The sequence below is a fragment of the Halomonas sp. HG01 genome, from assembly GCF_000968715.2.
GTDB classification, from domain to species: domain Bacteria; phylum Pseudomonadota; class Gammaproteobacteria; order Pseudomonadales; family Halomonadaceae; genus Halomonas; species Halomonas halophila.
In genome coordinates, this window is the sequence record NZ_CP022134.1 from 959,189 (window position 1) to 982,181 (window position 22,993).

26 protein-coding genes are annotated in these 22,993 nt (G+C 68.9%); 19 read left to right on the forward strand and 7 right to left on the reverse strand.

Annotation, left to right across the window (positions count from 1 at the left end):
* The first annotated feature begins 2 nt into the window (after positions 1-2).
* Entirely contained in the window at positions 3-1,181 is a 1,179-nt protein-coding gene (gene fadA, locus UN84_RS04385; protein ID WP_046077837.1) for an acetyl-CoA C-acyltransferase FadA, read from the forward strand.
* A gap of 71 nt (positions 1,182-1,252) precedes the next feature.
* Here fadA and UN84_RS04390 read toward each other — a convergent pair whose 3' ends face one another.
* The gene (locus UN84_RS04390; RefSeq protein ID WP_046077838.1) at positions 1,253-1,924 is read right to left on the reverse strand and encodes a GntR family transcriptional regulator; all 672 of its coding nucleotides are present in this window, start codon (positions 1,922-1,924) and stop codon (positions 1,253-1,255) included.
* Between the two features lie 135 nt (positions 1,925-2,059).
* Between UN84_RS04390 and UN84_RS04395 the strand changes: the two genes are divergently transcribed.
* The 4 genes from UN84_RS04395 (at position 2,060) to madM (ending at position 6,362) form a co-directional block, all read left to right on the forward strand.
* Complete coding sequence (locus UN84_RS04395) at positions 2,060-3,427, forward strand: malonyl-CoA decarboxylase (RefSeq protein ID WP_046077867.1); 1,368 nt, start codon at positions 2,060-2,062, stop codon at positions 3,425-3,427.
* Between the two features lie 37 nt (positions 3,428-3,464).
* The gene (locus UN84_RS04400; RefSeq protein ID WP_046077839.1) at positions 3,465-5,015 is read left to right on the forward strand and encodes a malonate--CoA ligase; all 1,551 of its coding nucleotides are present in this window, start codon (positions 3,465-3,467) and stop codon (positions 5,013-5,015) included.
* 141 nt (positions 5,016-5,156) lie between these two features.
* Positions 5,157-5,588, forward strand: a complete 432-nt coding sequence (madL, locus tag UN84_RS04405; RefSeq protein ID WP_046077840.1) for a malonate transporter subunit MadL — start codon at positions 5,157-5,159, stop codon at positions 5,586-5,588.
* Between the two features lie 12 nt (positions 5,589-5,600).
* Positions 5,601-6,362: a malonate transporter subunit MadM gene (madM, locus tag UN84_RS04410; protein ID WP_046077841.1), complete on the forward strand. Its 762-nt coding sequence runs from the start codon at positions 5,601-5,603 to the stop codon at positions 6,360-6,362.
* A 52-nt stretch (positions 6,363-6,414) separates the two neighbouring features.
* Here madM and UN84_RS04415 read toward each other — a convergent pair whose 3' ends face one another.
* The gene (locus UN84_RS04415) at positions 6,415-7,014 is read right to left on the reverse strand and encodes an inorganic diphosphatase (RefSeq protein WP_046077842.1); all 600 of its coding nucleotides are present in this window, start codon (positions 7,012-7,014) and stop codon (positions 6,415-6,417) included.
* Between the two features lie 321 nt (positions 7,015-7,335).
* On the opposite strand from UN84_RS04415, the gene UN84_RS04420 reads away from it, so the two are divergent.
* A complete protein-coding gene (locus UN84_RS04420; protein ID WP_046077843.1) occupies positions 7,336-7,521 on the forward strand; it encodes a hypothetical protein in 186 nt (61 codons plus the stop codon).
* Between the two features lie 12 nt (positions 7,522-7,533).
* On the opposite strand, the gene UN84_RS04425 is transcribed toward UN84_RS04420, so the two are convergent.
* Positions 7,534-7,995: a flavodoxin family protein gene (locus tag UN84_RS04425; protein ID WP_046077844.1), complete on the reverse strand. Its 462-nt coding sequence runs from the start codon at positions 7,993-7,995 to the stop codon at positions 7,534-7,536.
* A 122-nt stretch (positions 7,996-8,117) separates the two neighbouring features.
* Between UN84_RS04425 and UN84_RS04430 the strand changes: the two genes are divergently transcribed.
* Positions 8,118-8,594 (forward strand): YbhB/YbcL family Raf kinase inhibitor-like protein, encoded by a 477-nt coding sequence (locus UN84_RS04430; RefSeq protein WP_046077845.1) that lies wholly within the window; start codon positions 8,118-8,120, stop codon positions 8,592-8,594.
* An 89-nt stretch (positions 8,595-8,683) separates the two neighbouring features.
* On the opposite strand, the gene UN84_RS04435 is transcribed toward UN84_RS04430, so the two are convergent.
* On the reverse strand, positions 8,684-9,583 hold the full coding sequence (locus tag UN84_RS04435; protein WP_046077846.1) for a LysR family transcriptional regulator: 900 nt from the start codon (positions 9,581-9,583) through the stop codon (positions 8,684-8,686).
* Positions 9,584-9,686: 103 nt separating this feature from the next.
* Between UN84_RS04435 and UN84_RS04440 the strand changes: the two genes are divergently transcribed.
* The 7 genes from UN84_RS04440 to UN84_RS04470 all read left to right on the forward strand — a co-directional run bounded on the left by UN84_RS04440 (position 9,687) and on the right by UN84_RS04470 (position 17,484).
* A complete protein-coding gene (locus UN84_RS04440; protein ID WP_046077847.1) occupies positions 9,687-10,571 on the forward strand; it encodes a HalD/BesD family halogenase in 885 nt (294 codons plus the stop codon).
* Positions 10,572-10,660: 89 nt separating this feature from the next.
* Positions 10,661-11,944 (forward strand): M24 family metallopeptidase, encoded by a 1,284-nt coding sequence (locus UN84_RS04445; protein ID WP_046077848.1) that lies wholly within the window; start codon positions 10,661-10,663, stop codon positions 11,942-11,944.
* A 121-nt stretch (positions 11,945-12,065) separates the two neighbouring features.
* Positions 12,066-13,571 carry a CoA-acylating methylmalonate-semialdehyde dehydrogenase gene (locus tag UN84_RS04450; RefSeq protein ID WP_046077849.1) on the forward strand — a complete coding sequence of 502 codons (1,506 nt, stop codon included), beginning with the start codon at positions 12,066-12,068 and terminating at the stop codon, positions 13,569-13,571.
* A gap of 211 nt (positions 13,572-13,782) precedes the next feature.
* Positions 13,783-15,366, forward strand: coding sequence for a thymidine phosphorylase family protein (locus UN84_RS04455; protein ID WP_046077850.1), 1,584 nt, complete (start codon positions 13,783-13,785; stop codon positions 15,364-15,366).
* Positions 15,367-15,385: 19 nt separating this feature from the next.
* Entirely contained in the window at positions 15,386-16,303 is a 918-nt protein-coding gene (locus UN84_RS04460) for a ribose-phosphate diphosphokinase (protein WP_046077851.1), read from the forward strand.
* A gap of 240 nt (positions 16,304-16,543) precedes the next feature.
* Positions 16,544-17,170 carry a cell division protein ZipA C-terminal FtsZ-binding domain-containing protein gene (locus tag UN84_RS04465; protein ID WP_046077852.1) on the forward strand — a complete coding sequence of 209 codons (627 nt, stop codon included), beginning with the start codon at positions 16,544-16,546 and terminating at the stop codon, positions 17,168-17,170.
* Between the two features lie 29 nt (positions 17,171-17,199).
* Positions 17,200-17,484, forward strand: a complete 285-nt coding sequence (locus UN84_RS04470; protein WP_046077853.1) for a YrhK family protein — start codon at positions 17,200-17,202, stop codon at positions 17,482-17,484.
* A gap of 17 nt (positions 17,485-17,501) precedes the next feature.
* Here UN84_RS04470 and UN84_RS04475 read toward each other — a convergent pair whose 3' ends face one another.
* Positions 17,502-18,440 carry a zinc metalloprotease HtpX gene (locus UN84_RS04475; RefSeq protein ID WP_046077854.1) on the reverse strand — a complete coding sequence of 313 codons (939 nt, stop codon included), beginning with the start codon at positions 18,438-18,440 and terminating at the stop codon, positions 17,502-17,504.
* 282 nt (positions 18,441-18,722) lie between these two features.
* Between UN84_RS04475 and UN84_RS04480 the strand changes: the two genes are divergently transcribed.
* The 4 genes from UN84_RS04480 (at position 18,723) to UN84_RS04495 (ending at position 21,014) form a co-directional block, all read left to right on the forward strand.
* On the forward strand, positions 18,723-19,229 hold the full coding sequence (locus tag UN84_RS04480) for an Hsp20/alpha crystallin family protein (protein WP_173834955.1): 507 nt from the start codon (positions 18,723-18,725) through the stop codon (positions 19,227-19,229).
* A gap of 148 nt (positions 19,230-19,377) precedes the next feature.
* Positions 19,378-19,953 (forward strand): retropepsin-like aspartic peptidase RloA3, encoded by a 576-nt coding sequence (gene rloA3 / locus UN84_RS04485; protein ID WP_046077855.1) that lies wholly within the window; start codon positions 19,378-19,380, stop codon positions 19,951-19,953.
* Positions 19,954-19,990: 37 nt separating this feature from the next.
* Positions 19,991-20,617: an O-methyltransferase gene (locus UN84_RS04490; protein WP_237022359.1), complete on the forward strand. Its 627-nt coding sequence runs from the start codon at positions 19,991-19,993 to the stop codon at positions 20,615-20,617.
* A 31-nt stretch (positions 20,618-20,648) separates the two neighbouring features.
* Positions 20,649-21,014, forward strand: a complete 366-nt coding sequence (locus UN84_RS04495; protein WP_046077857.1) for a thiol-disulfide oxidoreductase DCC family protein — start codon at positions 20,649-20,651, stop codon at positions 21,012-21,014.
* An 18-nt stretch (positions 21,015-21,032) separates the two neighbouring features.
* On the opposite strand, the gene UN84_RS04500 is transcribed toward UN84_RS04495, so the two are convergent.
* Positions 21,033-21,968 carry a LysR family transcriptional regulator gene (locus UN84_RS04500; RefSeq protein WP_046077858.1) on the reverse strand — a complete coding sequence of 312 codons (936 nt, stop codon included), beginning with the start codon at positions 21,966-21,968 and terminating at the stop codon, positions 21,033-21,035.
* A 132-nt stretch (positions 21,969-22,100) separates the two neighbouring features.
* Between UN84_RS04500 and UN84_RS04505 the strand changes: the two genes are divergently transcribed.
* A complete protein-coding gene (locus UN84_RS04505; RefSeq protein ID WP_046077859.1) occupies positions 22,101-22,385 on the forward strand; it encodes a DUF2798 domain-containing protein in 285 nt (94 codons plus the stop codon).
* 19 nt (positions 22,386-22,404) lie between these two features.
* On the opposite strand, the gene UN84_RS04510 is transcribed toward UN84_RS04505, so the two are convergent.
* Complete coding sequence (locus tag UN84_RS04510) at positions 22,405-22,986, reverse strand: NADPH-dependent FMN reductase (protein WP_035595910.1); 582 nt, start codon at positions 22,984-22,986, stop codon at positions 22,405-22,407.
* Positions 22,987-22,993 lie beyond the last annotated feature (7 nt).

Here is a 22,993-nt window from a genome sequence, read left to right on the forward strand (position 1 = left end):
CGATGAGTTTGCATCCGAGAGACATCGTGGTGGTCGACGGCGTGCGCACCGCCATGGCCCGGGCCAGGAACGGCGCCTTCCGCCACGTGCGCGCCGAGAACCTGTCCGCCGCCGTCATGCAGGCGCTGTTCGACCGCCACCCGGGGCTCGACCCGAAAGAGGTCGACGACGTCATCTGGGGCTGCGTGAACCAGACCCTGGAGCAGGCCATGAACATCGCCCGTAACGCGGCGATCATGACCGGCATCCCGCGCAGCGTGCCCGCCCAGACCGTCAACCGGCTGTGCGGCTCCTCGATGAGCGCGCTGCACATCGCCGCGGCCAACATCCGCGCCGGCATGGGCGACGTCTACGTGATCGGCGGTGTCGAGCACATGGAGCACGTGCCCATGACCCATGGCATCGACGTCAATCCGGCGGCCAGCAAGCACGCTGCCAAGGCGGCGATGATGATGGGCCTGACCGCCGAGCTGTTGGGCAAGATGCATGGCATTTCGCGCGAGGATCAGGACGCCTTCGGCGTGCGCTCCCACCGGCTGGCCAGGGAGGCCCGGGAAGGTGGCGGCTTCGACCGCGAGATCGTCGGCGTCGAGGGCCACGACGCGCGCGGCTACCGGGTGCGGGTCGACCGTGACGAGGTGATCCGCGACGACGCCAGCCTCGATGCGATGGCCGAGCTCAAGCCGGCCTTCGACCCGAAGAACGGCACCGTCACCGCCGGCACCTCCTCGGCGCTGTCGGTGGGTGCCAGCGGCATGGCGGTGATGAGCGCCGAGCGCGCCGAGGCGTTGGGCCTCGAGCCCATCGCCCGAGTGCTCTCCACCGGGGTGGCGGGCTGCGACGCCTCGATCATGGGCTACGGTCCGGTGCCGGCCTCGAAGAAGGCGCTGAAGGCGGCGGGGCTTACCATGGACGATATCCAGACCGTGGAACTCAACGAGGCCTTCGCCGCTCAGTCGCTGCCGGTGCTCAAGGACCTGGGCCTGCGCGACCGCATGGACGAGGCGGTCAACCTGCACGGCGGCGCCATCGCCCTGGGCCATCCGCTGGGCTGTTCCGGGGCGCGCATCTGCACCACTCTGCTCAACGTGATGCGCGAGCGCGATACCCGTCTCGGCCTCGCTACCATGTGCATCGGCATGGGGCAGGGCGTGGCCACGGTGTTCGAGCGCCTCCGCTGACGACGGCAGCGCTTCCGCGAAGTGGCTCTCCATGACGACGGCACCCTGCGGGGTGCCGTCGTCGTTTTTGCTCAGTCGTTGCCGGTCTGCTGGAGCTGCTGCACCGAGGCGACCAGGTCATTGAAGCGCTCGCCCTGGACCTGGACGTGGGACTCGATCTCGGCCTCGGCGCGCCGCTCGTCGCCGGCGGCGATGGCGTCCAGCACCGCCTCGTGCTCCGCCAGCGAGCGCTCCGGACGGTGGCGCAGGTGCAGCTGCATGCGCCGGTAGGGCTGCAGTACCGCGTGCAGTCGCGTGGCCTCCTGGGCCAGGAAGGTGTTGTGGCTGGCCTCGTAGATGCGCTGGTGGAAGACGCTGTTCTCGTAGTAGTAGCCGTTGGCATCGCCGGCCTCGGCCATGCGCCGGCAGGCCTCGTGGGCCTCGCGCAGCGCCTCCAGTTCCTCGGCGCCGATGCGTCGCGCCGCCAGCCGCGCGCACATGCCTTCCAGTTCGGCCATCACCTCGAACCGCTCCACCAGCTCGGCCACGCTGAGCTGGGTCACGAAGGTGCCGCGCTTCGGCACCACCTTCACCATGCCCGACATCGCCAGCTGCTGGATCGCCTCGCGGACCGGCGTGCGCGAGCAGTCGTACTCCCGCTCCAGCGCCTCCGGATCGAGGCGCGCTCCGGGCGGGTAGCGTCCCTTGATGATGGCGTCTTCCAGCAGGTCGCGCAGTCGCTGCGCCTGGGAAACCTTGCTCATTTGCTGTCCTCCCGCTTGACACAACTATATCTTGGACCTACCTGTTATATATAACAACTCGGCGTCATGTATTCCATGTGCCGAATCAACGCCACCGCAAGCACGGCTCTGGTCTCTGGAGGACGCGGCATGAAGATGAACATGGATTTCCTGGAAGGCCTGCTGTCGAGCGTGGCCCGTCGGGCCCGCCAGCGCCCGGGCGGCGAACGCTCCCCGCGGCGTGGACGTGAGGCGGCGCCATGCGGCGTCGGTGAGCTCACCTCGGCCTGCGACGCCCTGCTGGCCGGAGGCGGCGGCGAAGCCTCGCAGATCCTGGTCGCCCAGCGGGTGCTCAGCGGCTATGCCGCCCTGGATGCGGAGGCGCGCCGTGACTTCCTGGCCCGGCTCGCCGAGCGCCACGGCGCGCGCCCCGAGGCGATCCATGCCGCCTACTCGGCCTATCGCGAGGGCGAGGACGAGGCCGGTCTGAGGGCGCTGATCGAGGCCTGCGAGCCGCCGCGCCAGGAGCTGCTGCGCCGCCTCAACCTGTGCCCCGGCGGCACCTTCGAGCTGGTCAAGATGCGCGCCGACCTGCTGGGGCATCTCGGCGAGGCGCCGGCGCTGGCCGGTCTCGACGAGGACTTTGCGCACCTGTTCGCGTCCTGGTTCAACCGCGGCTTCTTGGTGCTCAGGAGCATCGACTGGAACACCCCGGCGGCGGTGCTCGAGAAGCTGATCCGCTACGAGGCGGTGCACGAGATTCAGGACTGGAACGATCTGCGTCGGCGCCTCGACCCCGAGGACCGGCGCTGCTACGCCTTCTTCCATCCGGCCATCGGCGACGAGCCGCTGATCTTCGTCGAGGTGGCGCTGTGTCGCGGCATTCCCGGCAATATCCAGACGCTGCTGGCCGGCGGCGACGAGGTGGCGCCCCAGGACGCCGACACCGCGGTGTTCTACAGCATCAGCAACTGCCAGGCCGGCCTGAAGGGCATTTCCTTCGGCAACTTCCTGATCAAGCAGGTGGTGCAGGAGCTCCAGCGCGAGCTGCCCGAGCTCGCCAACTTCGTGACCCTGTCGCCGGTGCCGGGCTTCGCCAAATGGCTGGCGGAGCGGCGCGAGGCCGGCGAGTGCCGGCTGTCGTCCGAGGCCGCCGATGCCCTCGACGCCACCGCCTGGCGCGACGACCCGGCGGCCAGGGAGGCGCTCGAGCCCGAGCTCACGGCGCTGGCCGCCCACTATCTCACCGAGGCCAAGCAGCGCCACGGCCTGCCCCGCGATCCGGTGGCGCGCTTCCACCTGGGCAACGGGGCGAGCCTGCACCGCCTGAACTGGCCCGCCGACATCTCCGCCAAGGGCTGCCGTCAGGCCCATGGCCTGATGGTCAACTACCGCTACGAGCCGGACCGCATCGAGCAGAACCACGAGGCCTACAGCCGCGAGGGCAGCGTGGTCTGCGCCGGCGACATCCAGCGCCAGGCCAGGCGTGCCCAGCCGCTGCTGGCCGCGCCGGCCGATGCCTGATTCCCCCGATTTCCCCACGATCACGAGGACGACTGCCATGCACAATCACAATCTGTTCCTGCAGTTCGAGGCCCACTTTCGCCAGACGCCGGACAAGACGCTGATCGATACCCCCGAGGGGCGGCGCTACTCGTATGCCGAGATGCTCGAGACCTCGCAGCGCCTGGCCGGGGTGCTGCAGTCCCTCGACGTGCAGCCCGGCGACCGGGTGGCGGTGCAGGTCGACAAGAGCCCCGAGGCGATCATGCTCTACCTGGCCTGCCTGCAGGCCGGTGCGGTCTACCTGCCGCTCAACACCGGCTATACCGGCGCCGAGATCGAGTTCTTCCTGGGCGACGCCGCGCCGCAGCTCTACGTGTGCCCGGCGTCGCGGGCGTCGGACGCCAACCGCTTCTACCAGGAGGGGTTGGTGGTTCACGTGGAGAGCCTGGGCACGGCCGGCGACGGCAGCCTGATGGAGCGTGCCGCCGACGCGGAGCCGATGACCGAGATCGCCTGCCTCGAGGCCGATGACCTGGCGGCGATCCTCTACACCTCCGGCACCACCGGGCGTTCCAAGGGGGCGATGCTCAGCCACGCCAACCTGGCCTCCAACAGCCGGGCGCTGGCCGAGGCCTGGCGTTTCACCGCCGACGACCACCTGCTGCATGCGCTGCCGATCTTCCATACCCACGGGCTGTTCGTGGCCTGCAACATCGTGCTCACGGTGGGCGCCTCGATGACCTTCCTGCCCAGGCTCGACGTCGAGCAGCTGCTCGACCTGATGCCCCGGGCCACGGTGCTGATGGGCGTGCCGACCTTCTACACCCGGCTGCTGCAGTCGCCGCGGCTGGATCGCGAGGTCGTGGCCAACATGCGGCTGTTCGTCTCCGGCTCGGCGCCGCTGCTGGCTGAGACTCATGATCAATTCCGAGAGCGCACCGGCCATGTCATCCTCGAACGCTATGGCATGACCGAGACCAACATGAACACCTCCAATCCCTACGACGGCGAGCGGCGCCCCGGCACGGTCGGCTTCCCGCTGCCGGGCAGCGAGGTGCGCATCACCGACCGCGACAGCGGCGCCGAGCTGCCCCGCGGCGAGACCGGGCTGGTGGAGGTACGCGGCGACAACGTCTTCCGGGGCTACTGGCAGATGCCGGAGAAGACCCGCAGCGAGTTCCGCGACGACGGCTTCTTCATCACCGGCGACCTGGGGCGAATCGACGACGACGGCTACCTGCACATCGTCGGCCGCGACAAGGATCTGGTGATCTCCGGCGGCTACAACGTCTATCCGAAGGAGGTCGAGCAGCTGATCGACGAGCTGCCGGGCGTCGCCGAGTCCGCGGTGTTCGGCGTCCGGCATCCGGACCTCGGCGAGGGCGTCACCGCGGTGATCGTGGCCCGCGAGGGCGAGGCCGCCCCCGACGAGGCGGCCGTTCAGGCGGCGCTCGCCGACCGGCTGGCGCGCTACAAGCAGCCCAAGCGGGTATTCACCATCGAGGCGCTGCCGCGCAACGTGATGGGCAAGGTGCAGAAGAACCAGCTGCGCGACGCCTATGCCGATCTCTACGCCGTGAAGGAGGCGGCTGCCACGGCAGGGTGAAAGAGTAACGGCAGGATGAAGGAGCACCATGCCCGGCCTCATGGCCGGGCCCCAGGCGGCGCGGAGACGCGGCCGGGAGCACGCTGACGCTCGGGATGTCCCGAGGCTCGAATAACGACAATCACAAGAAGGACCTGACCTATGGTGATCTACGGAGTGGCCCTGCTGGCGGGCTGCATGATGCTGGGCCTGGCAACGGGCGATGTGCTGGGCCACCTGCTCGGCATCGAGGCCAATCTCGGCGGGGTGGGCATCGCGATGCTGCTGCTGATCTTCGCCACGGGCTATCTCAAGACCCGCGGCAAGCTGCCGGAGGCGACGGTCAGCGGCATCAAGTTCTGGAATGCGATGTATATCCCCATCGTGGTGGCCATGGCGGCCAGCCAGAACGTCGCCGCGGCCCTGAGCGGCGGGGCGGTGGCGCTGCTGGCCGGCGCGCTGGCGGTGGTGCTGGGACTGGCCATGGTGCCGGTGTTCGCCGGCAAGCCGTCGCGGGAGAGGGCCGAGCGCGGCGCCTCCTCCTCCAGCGCCTCGCACGCCCGGGCCCAGCCGGCTCGTGCGGTCCATCGCTAAGGAGGGCGTCCCATGCTGCAGTCACTCTATGATCTCGTCGACAAGTATCACCTGGTGGCGGCCTTTGCCGTCATCGGGCTCACCATGTATTTCGCCTACTGGATCAGCGAGCGCTTCACCCGCGGCAAGCTGCACGGGTCGGCGATCGCCATCATGCTTGGCCTGGCGCTGGCCTACGCGGGGGGCAAGATCACCGGTGGCGCCGACGGGCTCGCCGACATCACGCTGTTCTCCGGCCTGGGGCTGATGGGCGGCGGTATGCTGCGTGACCTGGCGATCATCGCCACCGCCTATGGCGTGCGCTTCGACGAGGTGCGCGAGGCCGGGGTACGCGGTGTGATGGCGCTGTTCGCCGGGGTGGTGGTGTCCTTCGTGGCCGGCGGGCTGGTGGCGGTCGGCTTCGGCTATACCGATCCGGTGGCGATCACCACCATCGGGGCGGGGGCCGTGACCTACATCGTCGGGCCCGTCACCGGGGCGACGCTGGGTGCGAGCTCCGAGGTGATCGCGCTGTCGATCGCCGCCGGGCTGGTCAAGTCGATCCTGACCATGATCGCCACGCCCATGGCCGCGCGCTGGATCGGGCTCGACAACCCGCGCTCGGCGATGATCTTCGGCGGCATGATCGGCACTACCAGCGGCGTCGCCGCCGGGCTCGCCGCCACCGACGCACGGCTGGTGCCCTACGGCGCCATGACCGCGACCTTCTACACCGGCCTCGGCATCCTGCTGGCGCCCACGGTGCTGTTCCTGGTCGTGCGCGGGCTGGTGTAGGCCAGGCGGCGCCTCTTGGGGCGCCGCCGTCGAAGGGCTCGGCGATGATCGATCAGTCGGCCACTTGGGCCTGGTAGGCGTCGAAGGCCCGGGTCAGGATATCCCGGGCCTCACTGGCGTCACCGAAGCCGTTCAGTTCGATGTCGCCGCCCTCCGGCAGGTTCTTGTAGACGCGGAAGAAGGCGTTGAGCCGCTCGACCTGCATGGCCGGGAGATCGTCCATGCCATCGATGTCGGCGTAGCTCGGGTCCACGTCGTCGGTGGGCACCGCGATGATCTTGTCGTCTGCCTCGCCGTCATCGACCATGCGCAGCACGCCGATGGCGCGGACCTTGATGACCGCGCCGGGATAGATGCCGTCGCGGGTCAGCACCAGTGCATCCAGCGGGTCTCCGTCGCCGCCGGCCGAGCTGGTGATGGAACCATAGTTGGCCGGGTAGCGGACCGGCATGGAAACGTAGCGGTCGACGATCAGCTGGCCATGTTCGGCATCGATCTCGTACTTGGTGAAGCTGCCGGCCGGGATCTCGTTGACCACGTGGAAGCTGACCGGGGCATCCTCGGTTTGGGGATAGTCGAAGACGTTCTGGGCCTGGACGGAAGACGCGGCCAGCAGGCCGGCGGCGACCAGGAGGGGAGCGATGGGCTTCATGGGATCTCGCGTTGCAATGGGAAAGAGATCCTCGAGCCTGACGGCTGACGATGACAGCCCCATGACGGCCCCGCATACGCTCTAGTCCCCGTTCCGGTCCGCGTTCTCCAGGACCGTTTTCCAAGGCCCGCGCTCAGGCAGCCGCTACCGCCTCTCGGGATCGTATGCTGATGGACATCGGCCAGGGATGGCCATTGTTGAAAGCATCGGTCGGTCACCCGTTCCGGGCCGCCGAGAGAGACGCGGCGCCTCATCGCGTTGTCTCTCGATATCCCTAGGCGGCCGAGCGCTTTTGGTTGCCGAACCGTCGGGCAAGAGACCATGCTCGATCCGCTCCATCTGCCGGTGACGGCCGTGCTGATCGGGATCGTGCTGTTCGGTCTGCAGCGCAGCGGCTCCCTGGCCGGAGCGTCGAGAGGGCGTCGCTTCGTGAACCAGTTCGCGGCCTTGTTCGTCGTGCTGCTGGTGCTGAATCTGCTCTGGCCCTGCGGCAGCGGTACGGGATGAAGCGCCGAGATGTCACAGCACGCCCGCCTCGAGCCCTGCCGCCATCGCCATGCCGAGCTCCTCCACCTGGACCTCGAAGGCGTCCTGCCACTCACCGCGCAGCGTCAGTGGGGCCTGCGCCCACTTCCAGCCGAGCCCGGTGACGATGCCTTCCACGGCGCGCCGGGTGCCGGTGCCGTCGTGGCCGGCCCGGATGTAGAGCGCGCAGGGCAGGCCGCGGGTGTCGTCCAGCACGGCGTAGTAGCTGCGGTCGAAGAAGTCCTTCAGGGCGCCGCTCATGGTGCCGAGGTTCTCGGGCGTGCCGAGCAGGATGGCGTCGCAGGTGCGCACGTCGTCCGGGCCGGCCTCGAGGGGTGGCCTGACGACCACGTTGATCGCCTCGATATCGGGATGGCGGGCGCCACGCTCGGCGGCTTCGCGCAGGCGGCGGGTGTTGGGGGAGGGCGCATGGGCCACGATCAACAGTCGCTTCATTAGAGCTTCCGGGTTGAAGAGTGCCTGGCCCGCCATCATACAGGGGACAGCGGCGTTGACAGGCGCCAACGCCTTGCCGACGCTGAATTCGGTATTCACGACCCCATCAGGGAGGACGTCCCATGGCCTTTGCCCTTTCGAAGATGCAGGTGACCAGCTCCGCCTTCGAGAACTTTCAAGCGATGCCCGGCCGGCATGCGGCAGACGGTGACGATCTTTCGCCGCCCCTGGCCTGGGAGAACCCGCCGGAGGGCACCAAGGGCTATGCGGTGATCTGCCACGATCCGGATGCGCCGCTGGTGCAGCACGGCCAGCAGGGATTCGTGCACTGGCTGCTCTACAACCTGCCGGGCTCCGCCACCTCATTGGAGGAGGCCACCACCGTTGGCACTCGCGGGCACAACGACTTCCAGCGTAACGGCTATGGTGGCCCCATGCCGCCGGAAGGCCACGGCACGCATCTGTACTACTTCTGGGTGCTGGCGCTGGACAAGCCCACGGCGCTGCCGGAAGGGCTCTCCATGACCGAGCTGCTCAAGCAGCTCGAGCCGCACCTGCTGGGCATGAACCGGCTGATCGGCACCTACCAGCGGGGCTGAAGCGAGCCGGCTGATCGGCAGTCCTGTCCGCCCAGCGCGGCTGAACCGAGCCCTCTGAGCGACCCTGCGAGCCCCGCCCCCGGCGGGGCTCAGTCGTTGGCGGCCTCGCCGGTCGCCTCGCCCGACAAGGGGGCGGCGATGTCGCCGTTTTCGGTGACGATGCGCTCGAGCTCCTCGCAGAAGGCGTCCAGCGCCTCGCGGGTGTGCCCGGGGCGGCGATGCAGCTCGATCTCGACCTGTCCCAGCGCCGGCAGGCCCTCCGCCTCGCCGACGATCCGGCAGCCCGCCGGCACGCTGCGCGGCGTCTTCACCGTCATCGCCAGGCCCGCCTGGACCGGCAGGTTGATGCCGGTGGGCGAGGTGCTGGCGTAGCGGATCTCCCAGCGCCGCTCGTCGCGGCCCAGCGCCGACAGCGCATGGGCGCGGAAGGTGCAGCCCTCCGGGTTGAGCGCCAGCGGCAGCACGTCCCAGTCCTCCAGCCGGCAGTCCTCGGCGACCACCCACACCATTGGCTCCCAGCCCAGCAGCTGCCCAGACTGCGTCGGCACGTGGCGGATCGACAGCACCGCGTCCAGCAGGCCCTCCTGAAACTGGCCGACCAGCGCCGCGCTCATGTCGCAGGTGATGTTGAGGCGCGTGTCCGGAAAGCGCCGGGCGTAACGCTCCAGCAGCTCGGGCAGGTAGGCGCTGGCCTGCTCCTCCGAGGTGGCGAAGCGGATCAGCTCCCCGCGCTGGCGCTCGCCCAGGGCCTCACGCGCCTCGTCCTCGAGGGTCAGCATGTGCCGGGCATAGGGCAGCAGCCGCTCGCCGTGGCGGGTCAGCAGCACGCTGCGGCTGGTGCGCTCGAACAGCGACTGCCCCATCTGATCCTCGAGGCGCTTGATCTGCAGGCTCACCGCCGACTGGGTGCGATGCAGCACCTTGCCGGCGGCGCTGAACCCCTGGCACTCGGCCACGGTGACGAAGGCGCGGAGCAGTACCGTATCCATAGATTAATGAGCCTTTGAAATTGGTTGTATCTCAATGATTCATTTTTATTATGGGGATGTCGTCACTAGGCTGTCCAGCATGCACACGACAGCGGAGACAACCATGCCTGTGGAACCCTCGGTCGATACCCCCGCCAACGCCCTCGACGGCCTCATCGATCTGCAACGCTATCCCCTCGACGATCTCGACGGCGACACCGGACGTGCGCTGATCGATCGCTGCCGCCGCCAGCTGGAGGATGACGGCTGCGTGGTGCTCAAGAACTTCGTGCCCGACGAGGCGCTCGAGCGCCTAGAGCGCGAGACAGAGCGCCTGTCGCCCGAGGCGCACTACAACCAGACCGAGACCAATCCCTACAACAGCGACGCCGATCCCTCGAAGCCGGCCAGCCACCCGATGAACCGCTTCGGCGACCGCACCAACGGCTTCGTCGCCGGCGACCGCATCGACGGCGACACCATCATCCGCCAGGTCTACCAGAACGCCGATTTCCAGCGTTTCATCGCCACTGTGGTCGGGATGGAGAAGATCCACCAGTACGCCGATCCGCTGGCCGATCTGGTGGTCAACGTGCTGCGCGAGGGCTGCCAGCATCCGTGGCACTACGACACCAACGAGTTCATCGTCACCATGATGACCCGCCAGTCCCACGGCGGCGGTCGATTCGAGTATGCCCCGGGCATCCGCAGCCCCGAGGGCGAGAACTTCGACGAGGTCGAGGAGGTCATCGACGGCGACCGCTCGCGGCTCAAGTCGCTGGATCTCCAGCCCGGCGATCTGCAGATCTTCTTCGGCCGCTACTCTCTGCACCGGGTCACCCCGGTCGAGGGCGACAAGGAGCGCCACACGGTGATCTTCGCCTACGCCAAGGAGCCGGGCTTCATCGGCCGCCCCGAGCGCGCCCGCCGCATCTTCGGCCGCATGGCGCCGGTCCACGAGCGGCTGCTCGAAGAGGGCATGCAGCGCAGCGACGCCCTGGTCGACTGATCGCGCCTGCCGATCGTCATGCCCCTGGCGCCGGTCCGGCCGGCGCCATCCAGACCGACACTCAATAACGACTCTCCGAGAGACCTGACATGAGCATCGTGGATTTCGAGAAGCTGACCGACAACGAACCGGACCAGATCCCGGTGATTCCCTCGGCCCCCATGGCCAACGGCGACAGCATCCCCACCGCCTTCGACCCGAAGCAGCTGCGCGCCGGCCGCCTCGAGCGCCTGCGGGCGATGATGGCCGAGCAGGGCTATGCCGCCATGGTGCTGTTCGACCCGTACAACCAGCGCTATGCCACCGGCTCGCGCAACATGTTCGGCTACTTCCTGCGCAACTCCACCCGCTACGTCTACGTGCCGCTTGAAGGCCCGGTGATCCTGTTCGAGTATCCGGGCAGCGCCCACGTCTCCACTTGGCTGGAGACCATCGACGAGTCGCGCACCTCCAAGGTGGTGTGGTCGGCGGTCAACCAGCGCGACAACCTGTCCTCCGATCCCTTCGGCGTCGAGATCGCCGAGCTGATCGAGGAGCACGGCCGCGGCAACAAGAAGATCGGCCTGGATCGCTGCGCCCTGAACCTGGCGCGCTCGCTGGAGGCCCAGGGGCTGGAGGTCTTCGACTGCATGCAGGACACCCTGCACTGCCGGCGCATCAAGACCCCCGAGGAGATCGCCTGCCTGGCCCAGTCCATGGCCGGCAGCGAGGCCGCGGTGGCCGAGGTCGAGGCCGCCATCAAGCCCGGCGTCACCGAGAACGAGCTGTTCGCCATCATGTACGGCGACGTCATTCGCCAGGGCGGCGAGTTCATCGAGACCCGGCTGCTGTCCTCCGGGCCGCGCACCAACCCCTGGTTCAACGAGGCCAGCGACCGGGTGATCCGCCCCGGCGAGCTGGTGGCGCTGGACACCGATACCATCGGCTGCCACGGCTACTACTCCGACTTCTCGCGTACCTTCCATGTGGGGCCCGGCAAGCCGAGCGCCTACCAGAAGAGCCTCTACCGCATGGCCTACGACCAGGTGCACCACAACATGGGCATCCTCAAGCCGGGCATGAGCTACCGCGAGATCGCCGAGCAGGCGTGGAAGATTCCCGAGCGCTTCCTCGACCGCCGCTATCCCTCGATCATCCACGGCGTGGGCATGCACGGCGAGACGCCGCTGGTCGCCCACCATATGGACTTCGACCGCTTCTCCAAGGACGGCATCCTGGAGCCCGGCATGGTCGTCTCGGTGGAGAGCTACATCGGCGAGGTCGGCGCCGCCGACGGCGTCAAGCTGGAGGAGGAGGTGCTGGTCACCGACACCGGCATCGAGAAGCTGTCGCGCTATCCGTTCGACGAGGCCCTGCTCGACCGGGAAGTCTAAGCGCGACGACATTGCCTCCCTGACGGGCCGGCCGCGGAACCCGACCGTTTCTATTCGCCGAATCAAGCAAGGCGCGCGCTCGATCCGAGCGCGCGCCGAGTGACTGAACAAGAGAGACCCCATGACAGACGTGACCCAGACACAGGTGAACCACTGGATCGCCGGCGAGCGCCCGGCCGGCAACCGTACGCTCGACGTCTTCAACCCCGCCACCGGCGAGGCCGTGCGCCGCGTGACGCTGGGCGATACCGCCACCGTGGCGCGCGCCATCGAGGCCGCTCGCGAGGCCCAGCCGGCCTGGCGCGATCTGCCGCCGGCCAAGCGCGCCCAGGTGATGTACCGCTTCAAGACGCTGCTCGAGCGCGACGCCGACGAGATCTGCCGGCTGGTCGCCGAAGAGCACGGCAAGGTGCTCGAGGACGCCATGGGCGAGCTCAAGCGCGGCATCGAGAACGTCGAGTACGCCTGCGGCGTGCCGGAGCTGCTCAAGGGCGAGTACTCCCACAACGCCGGGCCGGGCATCGATACCTGGTCCAACCACCAGCCGCTGGGCATCGTGGCCGGCATCACGCCGTTCAACTTCCCGGCCATGGTGCCGCTGTGGATGTATCCGATGGCCATCGCCTGCGGCAACGCCTTCATCCTCAAGCCCTCGGAGCAGGTGCCCTCGACCGCGATCAAGATGGCCGAGCTGCTCGACGAGGCCGGCCTGCCGCGCGGTCTCTTCAGCGTGGTCCACGGCGACCGCGAGACCGTGGAGGCGCTGATCGACGCGCCGGACGTGAAGGCGCTGTCGTTCGTGGGCTCCACGCCGGTGGCCAGGAGCATCTATCGCCGCGGCGCCGAGAACGGCAAGCGCGTGCAGGCCTTGGGCGGGGCCAAGAACCACGCCATCGTGCTGCCCGACGCCGACCTGGACAACGCCGCCAGCACCCTGATCGGGGCGGCCTTCGGCAGCGCCGGCGAGCGCTGCATGGCGATCTCGGTGGCGGTCTGCGTGGGCGACGAGACCGCCGATGCCCTGGTCGGCAAGCTCGCCGATCAGGCCCGAACCCTGAAGATCGGCCCCGGCACCGAGAAGGGGCTGGACATGGGCGCGCTGGTCAACGCCGGCCACCGCGACAGGGTCGCCGGCTATATCGAGCGTGGCGAGCAGGCCGGCGCCGAGCTGGTGGTCGACGGCCGTGAGCATCCGCTGGTCGAGGGATCAAAGGGCTACTTCCTGGGCGCGACCCTGTTCGACCGGGTGACGCCGGCGATGGATATCTACCGCGACGAGATCTTCGGCCCGGTGCTGTGCGTGGTGCGCGTCGAGACCTTCGAGGAGGCCATCGCGCTGATCAACGCCCACCAGTACGGCAACGGCACCTGCGTGTTCACCCGTGACGGCGAGGCCGGGCGCCGTTTCGCCGACGCCATCGAGGTCGGCATGGTCGGCATCAACGTGCCGCTGCCGGTGCCGGTGGCCTTCCACAGCTTCGGCGGCTGGAAGGAATCGCTGTTCGGTGACCTGCACGCCTACGGCCCCGACGCGGTGCGCTTCTACACTCGCCGCAAGGCCGTGTCCCAGCGCTGGCCGCAGCGTTCCCAGCAGGAGAGCGCCCAGTTCAACTTCCCGTCAAACTGACCGTGTCGAACTGACCGTGTCGAACTGACCGTCTCTCACCGAGCGTGACGAACGGTCCGTCCCGCTCCGATCGCGCCCGCCCCGTTGCCACAACGGGGCGGGCGCGCCGCGTTCTGCCGGCGGCTTGCCCGGCGTCATGGGAGTAGGGTTCGAGGCGCTGCTAGGCTGTCGTCATGAGACCGACACCGCCGCACCACGCCGGGAGTCGCCGATGACGCGCGGCTCAGATATCGACCCCGCCGCCCGCGAGGAGGCGCTGACGCCGCTGACGCTCAAGCGCGTCGGCATCGACACCTATCGCGAGAACGTGGCCTACATGCACCGCGAGTGCGACCGCTACCGGGCTGAGGGCTTCCAGGCACTGGCCAAGGTGGAGGTGCGCGCCGATGGCCGGCGCATCCTGGCCACGCTCAACGTGGTCGACGACGCGGCCATCGTCGGCTGTGGCGAGCTCGGCCTCTCTGAAGATGCCTTCGCTTCGCTGGACGCGGCGGAGGGCTGCCCGGTCAGCATCCGCCAGGCCGAGCCGCCGGCCTCGATTCCCGCCATGCATCGCAAGCTCGCCGGCGAGCGCCTGACCCGCGACGACTTCCGCGGCATCATCCGCGACATCGCCGAACGGCGCTATTCCAAGATCGAGCTCACCGCCTTCGTGGTGGCCTGCGACCTGGGCGAGCTCGACCGCGAGGAAGTGTTCTACCTGAGCGATGCCATGAGCCGGGTAGGGCGGCGGCTGGACTGGCACGAGCAGCCGGTGGTCGACAAGCACTGCATCGGCGGCGTGCCCGGCAATCGCACCTCGATGCTGCTGGTGCCGATCGTCGCCGCCCACGGCCTGCTGTGCCCCAAGACCTCGTCCCGGGCGATCACCTCGCCCTCCGGCACCGCCGATACCATGGAGGTGCTGGCGCGGGTCGACATGCCCTTCGACGAGCTGGGTGAGCTGGTGCGTACTCACCGCGGATGCCTGGCCTGGGGCGGCACCAGCGAGCTGTCGCCCGCCGATGACGTGCTGATCTCGGTGGAGCGGCCGCTGTCGGTGGATTCGCCGGGCCAGATGGTGGCCTCGATCCTGTCCAAGAAGATCGCTGCCGGCTCGACCCATCTGCTGCTCGACCTGCCCATCGGGCCCCACGCCAAGGTGCGCTCCATGCCCGAGGCCCATCGGCTGCGCAAGCTGTTCGAGTTCGTGGCCCGGCGTCTGGGCCTGACGCTGGACGTGGTGATCACCGACGGCAGCCAGCCGGTGGGGCGCGGCATCGGTCCCGCCCTGGAGGCTCGAGACGTGATGCGAGTACTCACCAACCATCCGGAGGCGCCCATGGATCTGCGCCAGAAGGCACTGCGCCTGGCTGGGCGGATGCTGGAGTTCGACCCCGACGTGCGCGGCGGCGACGGCTTTGGCCTGGCCCGCGACATCCTCGACGACGGCCGCGCGCTCGACAAGATGCGGGCCATCATACAGGCCCAGGGCGCGCATGCCTTCGATCCCGAGCATCCGCCGCTGGCGCCGCATACCCTGGAAGTGACCGCTCACTGTGACGGCGCGGTGACCGCCCTGGACAACCTGCAGCTGGCGCGCATCGCCCGGCTCGCCGGAGCGCCGCGGGCGATCGGTGCCGGCGTCGATCTGGCGGTGCGTATCGGCGACACGGTGAGCGCCGGCCAGCCGCTGTATCGCGTCTACGCCGCCTCACCCAACGAGCTGACCTTCGCCCGCCAGGCCTGCGAACGCGATCGCGGCGTCGCCATCGGCTCACACGAGGGCATCGTGCGGCTCAATGTGGAAGGGTAACGGGAGGGATGGCGAGCCCATGAGCATCATGCTGCTCTACGTCAACGACGAGGCCGGCCCGGCCCGGCGGCTGGCCGAGGCTGCCGGACTCGAGGCCCGGGCCGTGGCGGAGCACCGCTTTCCCGATCAGGAGCTGCGCCTGACGCTGCCCTTCGCCGGCACCGCCGCTTCCCCCGAGCCGATGTCGGAGACCCTGGTGATCTACCGCAGCCTCGACCGGCCCAACGACAAGCTGGTCGAGCTGCTGCTGATCGCCCGCCATGCCCGTCGTCAGGGCGTACGGCATCTGGTGCTGGTGGCGCCCTATCTGGCCTACATGCGCCAGGACATCGCCTTTCATCCCGGCGAGATCGTCAGCCAGGCGCTGGTCGGCGCCTTCCTGGCCGAGCTGTTCGACGCCGTGATCACCGTCGACCCGCATCTGCATCGTATCGACCGCCTCGACCAGGCGATCCCGCTCGAGCATGCCGTCGCACTGTCAGGCGCCGTCCGCCTCGGCGAGCTGATCGCCGCGCAGCGCGACGAGGCGCTGCTGATCGGCCCCGATGCCGAGTCGCGCCAGTGGGTGCAGCAGGCCGCCAGCGCCACGGGCTTCGCCTTCGGCGTCTGTCACAAGACCCGCCGCGGCGACCGCGAGGTGGTGATCGCGCTGCCCGATATCGCGCTGCGCGGCCGTCGAACGGTGCTGATGGACGACGTGGCCAGCACCGGCCACACCGTGGCCCGGGCCGCCGAGGCGCTGCTGGCCGCCGGCGCGGCGTCGGTGGACCTGGCGGTGACCCATGCGCTGTTCGCCGACGATGCCCTGGCGGTGATCGAGGCCGCCGGCGTGGGGGAGGTGTGGAGCACCGACTGCATCGTCCATGTCAGCAACGCCATTCCCATGGCGCCGCTGCTGGCGCCGGCGCTGGCGAACGTGCTGGGTTCTCTGTACTAGCTGGCGGCGCCCTTGATGAGCTGGCGGCGCCCCGACGAGAGGGCGGGACTCGATCAGCGTGCGGCGCAGGTGTCGGGGTGACGCCAACTTTTCCTGGCAAAGCAGTACGTTACGAAGCCTTGCTGACAAAGCCGAAAAATGCCGTGATTTCCGGGGGATGCTTCCGGCATGGAAGCATTGTGCCGAGGCCGTGGGCATGTTTCTTTCAGGGAAATGACGGTTCGATGGGGATAGAGGGCGATGGACATGATGAGCGGTGCCATGCTGATGGCCGTGGTGGCACTGGCCATGGGCGTCTCGGCCCTGGGGGTCTTCTGGTATCTGCGCCGAGACCGCGCCGAGACATCCGGCGAGCCGACGCCCGCGCCGGCGGCCAAGCCCGAGTCGCCGCCTGAACCCGCTTCGGCGTCCAGTGGCCCGACGCTCCCCGAGCCCGAGCAGGTGGCCGAGCGCTTTCGCGTCGCCAAGGGCGCTGAGGTGCGCCAGTGCCTGTTCGTGGTGCTCGACTGGCCGGGGCTCGATACCAATCGGCGTCTCCGGCGCAAGCTGGAGGAGGTCGGGGCGGCCTACGATCCGAAGCAGCGGGTCTACAACGTCCATCCGCCGCGCACCGGCTATCGCATGGTGATCGCCAACAGCACGCCGCCCGGCGCGCTGCCGCCGCTTCACGAGGACGGTGAGCATCCGGTGGTCGACGGCATCTCCATCCTGGTGCATTTTCGCAACAAGCGGCGGGTCGCCCACAGTCCCGATGCGCTGATCGACTTCACCCGCTCGGTGGCCGCGCTGGGCGGCAGGATCCTCGATGCCGAGCGTCAGGAAGTCGGCGACGAGGAGTTCGAACAGCTGCGACGCGCCGCTCCCTGAGACCTTCCCCATCGTCCAAGGAGATGCGCATGGCGCTATTCGATCGCGACCGGCGCGAGGAAAACCCGCGCACCCGCCGGCTCTACGCCCTCTGGGAGCTGATCTACACCTTCGTCGACTTCGGCGCCGCGGCTGCCTTCCTGGTCGGCTCGGTGCTGTTCCTCTACGAGAGCCAGCAGACGCTGGCGACCTGGTTCTTCATCGTCGGCTCGGCGCTGTTCGCCTTCAAGCCCACCATCCGCACCGTGCGCGACGTCAAGCTGGCGTCCATGGGTGACGTGGAAGACCTGGAGCGGGAAGGTCGCCGGGACTGAGCCGCCGGCGGCTTTCCTCAGCGCCAGCGGTGCCCGCCGCGACGTCGGGTCGGGATCGGGCGCCGAAGCGGCATGACCTCGTCGGTATCGCCGAACGGGGCATGTGGCGCGTCGTCGATCTCGGCCAGCCGGTGGATGCGTGCCGCGGTGGACGGATGAGTGCGCAGCCAGGCGATCTCCAGCGGCGGGCGACGCCCGAACAGGCTTGCCAGCCAGCCGCTGCGCTGACGCTCCAGTACCACCAGCGCCGAGGCGAGACCCGCCGGATCGCCGGTGAGCGCCACGGCCTCCATGTCGGCGGTGTATTCGCGATTGCGCGACAGCGCCAGTGATAGCAGCACGCTGAGCGTCGGCGCCACGGCGATCGTCAGCAGGGTGAGCCAGGGCAGGGAGCCCTCGCCGGACAGCATCATCGGCAGGCTGATCAGGATCGCCAGCTGCACGGCCGTGGTCAGCCACAGCGTCATGCGGGTCATGGCCGTGGCGATCGACATCACCCGGGTGTCGCCGCGCCGCAGATGGCTCACTTCATGGGCCAGCACCCCGCCCAGCTCCCGCCGCGTCAACGAGCGCAGCAGGCCGTCGGTGACCGCGATGCCGCCGTCGTGGGGGCCGCCCACGGCGAAGGCGTTGATCTCCGCCGAGGGCGCATAGTAGAGCTGCGGCGCGATCGTCAGGCCGGCGCCGGCGTAGAGATGCCGGAGCAGCGCATGCACCTCCGGCGCCCGGGACGGCGGCAGCCGCTCGGCGCCGGCCCGGGCCAGGATCATCCGGGCCGGCATCCAGCTCATCATCACGGCCGTCACGATCACCGCCGAGAGGCTCATCAGCACGCCGCCCGGTCCCGCCAGCAGGTAGCCGGGCAGGGACAGCGTCAGCGTCAGGCCGCCCAGGATCAGCACCGTCTGCAGTCCGTTGAACAGGCGATGCCGGCCGAGTTCGTGTTCCAGCACCATGCCGCGTCTCCCGTCGTTGGCCCTTTCCCCTAAGGCTAGCCGCCACGCCCGCGGTTGCGGGACAGGAACCGACACAAACGTTGATCGGCGTCATCGTGGTGAGTGATCGCTCGCCTACGCTTGATGATGCGACCGGCAAGCGCGGTCGTCTCCCTGCCGGCGAGGACGGCGGGCGATGGATCGAGCGCATGGAGGGATCGAGGGCAGCTGAGGGATCGAGGATGGCTGCCAAGGCCTCGCCGCGCATTCTTCTGCGTATCGACGGTATCGAGGTGCCACATCATGGCCGACAAGACATTTCAACAAGCCGCTTCCTCCCGCCCGGCCACCGGGGCCGATGAGCCGGAAGCCCGGGTCCCCGAGTCGCGTCCCGCCAGCCCGTTCCGCGAGCTGGATCGCCTGTTCGATGGCCTGCTGGCGCGGGACTGGATGCATCCGCTGCGCTGGGATCGTCTGGAGCCGCGGATGCCGCGGGTCGATATCCTCGACAAGGACGCCGAGGTGGTGGTGCGCGCCGAGGTTCCCGGGTTCGCTCGCGAGGATCTCGACGTCTCGGTGACCGACCGCACGGTCACCATCAAGGGCGAGAGCCGCAAGGAGAGCGGCACGAAGGAGGAGGGTGAGTACTATCGCTGCGAGATCTACCGCGGCAGCGTGCTGCGCACCGTGGAACTGCCCTGCGACATCGACGCCGACAAGGCCGGGGCGAGCTTCCGCGACGGGGTGCTGGAGCTGACCCTGCCCAAGGTCAAGGAGGCGCATCGCCGCCGGCTCGACATCTCATCATGACGGCGGCGCCCGCCGGTGCCTCTCGGGCCGGCGGGCGCGATGCCATGGCCCGACGGAACCCTGGACGCCGAGGACGTGTCAGATGACACTCGATTCTGCCCGGCCTGCGCCGGCACCGTCCTCAACCGTATGATTCGAAGGAGAGAACATGCACAAGTCCCTGTCGCGAGCCCTGATGCCCCTGCTGGGGGCCGGCCTGCTGTCCGGCACCGCCCTGGCCAGTGATGCCGAGGCGCCGGAAGTCTACGGCTGGGTGGAGAAGACCCTGATCGACCCGAGCTGGGGCGTGGAAGTGAAGGCCAAGCTCGACAGCGGCGCCCTGACGTCCTCCATGCAGGCGGAGGACATCGAGGAGTTCGAGCGCGACGGTGAGGACTGGGTGCGCTTTGAGGTCGAGGTCGAGGACGAGGAGAGCGGCGAGATCGTCAGCCACGAATTCGAGCGTCAGCTCTATCGCGACCTTACCGTGGTCGGTGCCGGCGGCCGGGATCACCGCCCGGTGGTGCTGATGACGATCTGCATGGGCGACGAACGCTTCGAGGAGCAGTTCAGCCTCGAGGACCGCAGCGACATGAACTATCCGGTGCTGCTGGGACGCCGCACCATCCAGAGCCTCGGCCATCTCGACGTCACCGAGACCTTCCTGCAGTCGCCGAGCTGCGATGACGACTCGACGCTGCATCGTCATGCCGACAAGGAGTACGAGGACAAGATCGGCGTCTGAGGGCCGCCAGCCGCGAGCACGACGATCACGAGACGACATGCCAGAGGATATGGCCATGGAACACGCCACGCCCTTCGGGGCTCTGCTGGCCGAGCTGGAGAGTCTCGGCGAGCACCACGACCGGAGCATCACGACGCCGGACGAGCGACTGCGCAACATCACCCGCGATACCGGCGAGTTCCTCGCCATGCTGGTCCGGGCGACCGGGGCGCGGCGTATCCTCGAGATCGGTACCTCCAACGGCTACTCCACCCTGTGGCTGGCCGAGGCGGCCCGGGCGCTCGGCGGCCGGGTCACCACGGTGGAGTGGGCCGCCGGACGCTGGAGCATGGCCGGCGAACACTTCGCCCGGGCCGGGCTGGCGGACGTGATCGAATCGCTGCATGCCGAGGCCGGCCGGGTGCTCGACCGCGAGGCCCCGGCCTCGCGGGACCTGGTGTTCCTCGATGCCGACCGCGAGCGCTACGTCGACTGGTGGCCCGTGGTGCGCGAGACCCTGGCGCCGGGCGGGCTGCTGGTGGTGGACAACGCCACCTCCCACGCCGACGAGCTGGCGCCGTTCATCGATCTGGTGGAGGCGGACGATGACTTCACCACCAGCCTGGTGCCGGTGGGCAAGGGCGAGTTCCTGGCGACCCGGACCCCGGCGTCCGCGACCGCCTGACCCACCGCGCGCGTCTCACGATGAGGTTGCCATGCCAGAGGAACCGACGCTAAGGGTCTACTACGATGCGGTCTGCCCGAAATGTCGCCGCGATCGGCGCCGCTACGAGCGAATGGCCGGCGAGGCGTCGGCAGTGGAATGGGTCGACGTCACCGCCAACCAGGCGCGCCTGCGCGAACGCGGCATCGATCCGAATGATGCCCTGCATTCCCTTCACGTCGAGGACGAGCACGGCCGGCTGTGTGACGGTCTCGACGCCTACCTCCTGCTGATGCGCCGGGTGCCGCGGCTGCGCCCGCTGGCGTGGCTGATCGGCCTGCCGCTGATCAATCCGGCGCTCGCCGTGGCCTATCGCCACGGGGTGCGCCGCCGCCTGCGCCGTCAGGGGCGGCGGTGAGCCGCCGCCGGGCGCCCGTCAGCGCGGTCGCCAGGCCGCCGGCAGATGCTCGACCAGATAGTCCATGAAGGCGTAGACCTTGGGCGTCAGCGCCAGCCGGTCGTCGACGCACAGATAGATATCCATCGGCTCCGACACCGCGCGGGTGTCGCTGCCGTCCCCTTCCTCCACGTCCACGAACAGCGGCACCAGGCGCCCCGCCGCGATGTGCGGGGCGGCGATGAAGTCCGCCAGCCGTGTGATGCCGCCGCCGGCCAGTGCCATGCTCGCCAGCACGTCGATATCGTCGCTGATCAGGGCGGCCCGGAAGTCCGCCTCGAAGCGTATCCCGTCACGAATGAAGCCCCAGCTCAGGAAGCGGCCGTCGGTGGGAAAGCGAAACACCAGGCAATCGTGGTCGCGCAGCGCCTCTGGGCTCTGCGGATGTCCGGCGCGGGCCAGGTACTCCGGCGAGGCGCAGAACAGGAAGGGGATGGAGGCGATGCGCCGCGCCACCAGTCCCTCCTCGAGCTGTGGCGTGAAGCGAATGCTGACGTCCACGTCCTCGTGGATGTGGTCCACGCGGCGGTCGGTGGTGAGCAGCTCCGGGGCCAGATGTGGATAGCGGGCGTTGAAGCCTGGCATCAGCGGTGCCAGCACGTGGCGGCCGAAGGCGGCGGTGGAGGTGATCCGCAGCCGCCCGCGCGGCTCGGCCTGCAGCGTGGAGACGGCACCGTGGGCGCGCTCCAGATCGCGGGCCACGTGTCGCACGTGCTGGTAGTAGAGCTCCCCGCTGTCGGTCAGCGACATGCGGCGGGTGGTGCGGGCCAGCAGCCGAGTGCCCACCGTGGCCTCGAGCCGCGCGATGGCCTGGCTGGCCGCGGCCGGGCTGATGCCGAGGCGCCGGGCACCACCGGCAATGCTGCCGGCCTCGACGGCCTTCACGAAGCTCTCGATGGCGCGCAGGGTATCCATTGGGTATATCTCGTAATGCAGGTATTGATTCGTCAATAAAGCTTTATAGTGAACCAAGGCCGGGGCGTCTACTGATGCCCCCTGTCCTTCCCTAGGCTGAAGGCGTTCGATTCACCGACAGAGGACAGCACCATGCCTTCACGCCCTACGCAGGACGCCGCCGGCGCGACACGCCGCCGTGGCGTGCCGACCCGCTTCGCGCCCGTGGTCTTCGCCTTCTACATGTCCGCGCTGATGACGCTGCTGATGAGCCTGGTGATCACCGCGGTGAACGGCGGCGTCGACGCCGGCTATCCCGCGGCGGTGGCTCAGGCCTACGTGCGGGCCGTGCCGGTGGCCTTCATCGGCGTGCTGAGCGTGCGGCCGCTGGTGGTGCGGCTGGTGGCCTGGACCCTGGCTGATGACGGCGCCCGCTGAGGGCGCCGCATCGCCGAGATCAGCCGTGCAGGCGCTCCAGATCCTCGACCAGCCGGCGGCAGATGCCGTCGAGGCTCTTGCGCTGGCCTTCCTGGACCAGCCGTCCCTCTTCGTCGAAGGCATCGCCGGCACCGGCCACGGCGAGCTGGTCCGGCAGTACCGTGACGCCGATGTTGCCGAGCAGCTGGCGGATCAATGCCAGGCCGCGCAGTCCGCCGAGCCCGCCCGGTGAGGCGGCCACCACGGCCGCCAGCCGACCCTGGAACAGCGCCAGGCCGCTGTCGCCCTGATGGGGGCGGGTCAGCCAGTCGATGGTGTTCTTGAGCAGCGGCGTGATGAAGCCGTTGTATTCCGGCGAGGCGATCAGCAGGCCCTGGTGCTCGGCGAGCTGCTCGCGCAGGGCCAGCGCCGACTCGGGCAGGCCGCTGGTCTCTTCCAGGTCACCGTCGTAGAGCGGCATCGGGTAGTCGGCCAGGTCGATGAGGGTCGGCCGGCCGCCGTGGGCCTCGATGCGTTCGGCGGCCAGCTTAGCCAGGCGCTTGTTGAACGAGCCCCGGCGGGCGCTGCCGGCGAAGACCAGGATGCGGGGGGACTGACTCATGGAAGAC

Coding starts and splice junctions, on each gene's coding strand:
- UN84_RS04465 (WP_046077852.1), top strand. CDS start 16,544: ATGGACATGATGAGCGGTGCCATGCTGATGGCCGTGGTGGCACTGGCC.
- UN84_RS04500 (WP_046077858.1), bottom strand. CDS start 21,968: ATGGATACCCTGCGCGCCATCGAGAGCTTCGTGAAGGCCGTCGAGGCC.
- UN84_RS04495 (WP_046077857.1), top strand. CDS start 20,649: ATGCCAGAGGAACCGACGCTAAGGGTCTACTACGATGCGGTCTGCCCG.
- UN84_RS04390 (WP_046077838.1), bottom strand. CDS start 1,924: ATGAGCAAGGTTTCCCAGGCGCAGCGACTGCGCGACCTGCTGGAAGAC.
- UN84_RS04450 (WP_046077849.1), top strand. CDS start 12,066: ATGACAGACGTGACCCAGACACAGGTGAACCACTGGATCGCCGGCGAG.
- madL (WP_046077840.1), top strand. CDS start 5,157: ATGGTGATCTACGGAGTGGCCCTGCTGGCGGGCTGCATGATGCTGGGC.
- UN84_RS04480 (WP_173834955.1), top strand. CDS start 18,723: ATGGCCGACAAGACATTTCAACAAGCCGCTTCCTCCCGCCCGGCCACC.
- UN84_RS04425 (WP_046077844.1), bottom strand. CDS start 7,995: ATGAAGCGACTGTTGATCGTGGCCCATGCGCCCTCCCCCAACACCCGC.
- UN84_RS04435 (WP_046077846.1), bottom strand. CDS start 9,583: ATGGATACGGTACTGCTCCGCGCCTTCGTCACCGTGGCCGAGTGCCAG.
- rloA3 (WP_046077855.1), top strand. CDS start 19,378: ATGCACAAGTCCCTGTCGCGAGCCCTGATGCCCCTGCTGGGGGCCGGC.
- UN84_RS04400 (WP_046077839.1), top strand. CDS start 3,465: ATGCACAATCACAATCTGTTCCTGCAGTTCGAGGCCCACTTTCGCCAG.
- madM (WP_046077841.1), top strand. CDS start 5,601: ATGCTGCAGTCACTCTATGATCTCGTCGACAAGTATCACCTGGTGGCG.
- UN84_RS04395 (WP_046077867.1), top strand. CDS start 2,060: ATGAACATGGATTTCCTGGAAGGCCTGCTGTCGAGCGTGGCCCGTCGG.
- UN84_RS04445 (WP_046077848.1), top strand. CDS start 10,661: ATGAGCATCGTGGATTTCGAGAAGCTGACCGACAACGAACCGGACCAG.
- UN84_RS04430 (WP_046077845.1), top strand. CDS start 8,118: ATGGCCTTTGCCCTTTCGAAGATGCAGGTGACCAGCTCCGCCTTCGAG.
- UN84_RS04470 (WP_046077853.1), top strand. CDS start 17,200: ATGGCGCTATTCGATCGCGACCGGCGCGAGGAAAACCCGCGCACCCGC.
- UN84_RS04440 (WP_046077847.1), top strand. CDS start 9,687: ATGCCTGTGGAACCCTCGGTCGATACCCCCGCCAACGCCCTCGACGGC.
- fadA (WP_046077837.1), top strand. CDS start 3: ATGAGTTTGCATCCGAGAGACATCGTGGTGGTCGACGGCGTGCGCACC.
- UN84_RS04415 (WP_046077842.1), bottom strand. CDS start 7,014: ATGAAGCCCATCGCTCCCCTCCTGGTCGCCGCCGGCCTGCTGGCCGCG.
- UN84_RS04455 (WP_046077850.1), top strand. CDS start 13,783: ATGACGCGCGGCTCAGATATCGACCCCGCCGCCCGCGAGGAGGCGCTG.
- UN84_RS04490 (WP_237022359.1), top strand. CDS start 19,991: ATGCCAGAGGATATGGCCATGGAACACGCCACGCCCTTCGGGGCTCTG.
- UN84_RS04420 (WP_046077843.1), top strand. CDS start 7,336: ATGCTCGATCCGCTCCATCTGCCGGTGACGGCCGTGCTGATCGGGATC.
- UN84_RS04475 (WP_046077854.1), bottom strand. CDS start 18,440: ATGGTGCTGGAACACGAACTCGGCCGGCATCGCCTGTTCAACGGACTG.
- UN84_RS04510 (WP_035595910.1), bottom strand. CDS start 22,986: ATGAGTCAGTCCCCCCGCATCCTGGTCTTCGCCGGCAGCGCCCGCCGG.
- UN84_RS04460 (WP_046077851.1), top strand. CDS start 15,386: ATGAGCATCATGCTGCTCTACGTCAACGACGAGGCCGGCCCGGCCCGG.
- UN84_RS04505 (WP_046077859.1), top strand. CDS start 22,101: ATGCCTTCACGCCCTACGCAGGACGCCGCCGGCGCGACACGCCGCCGT.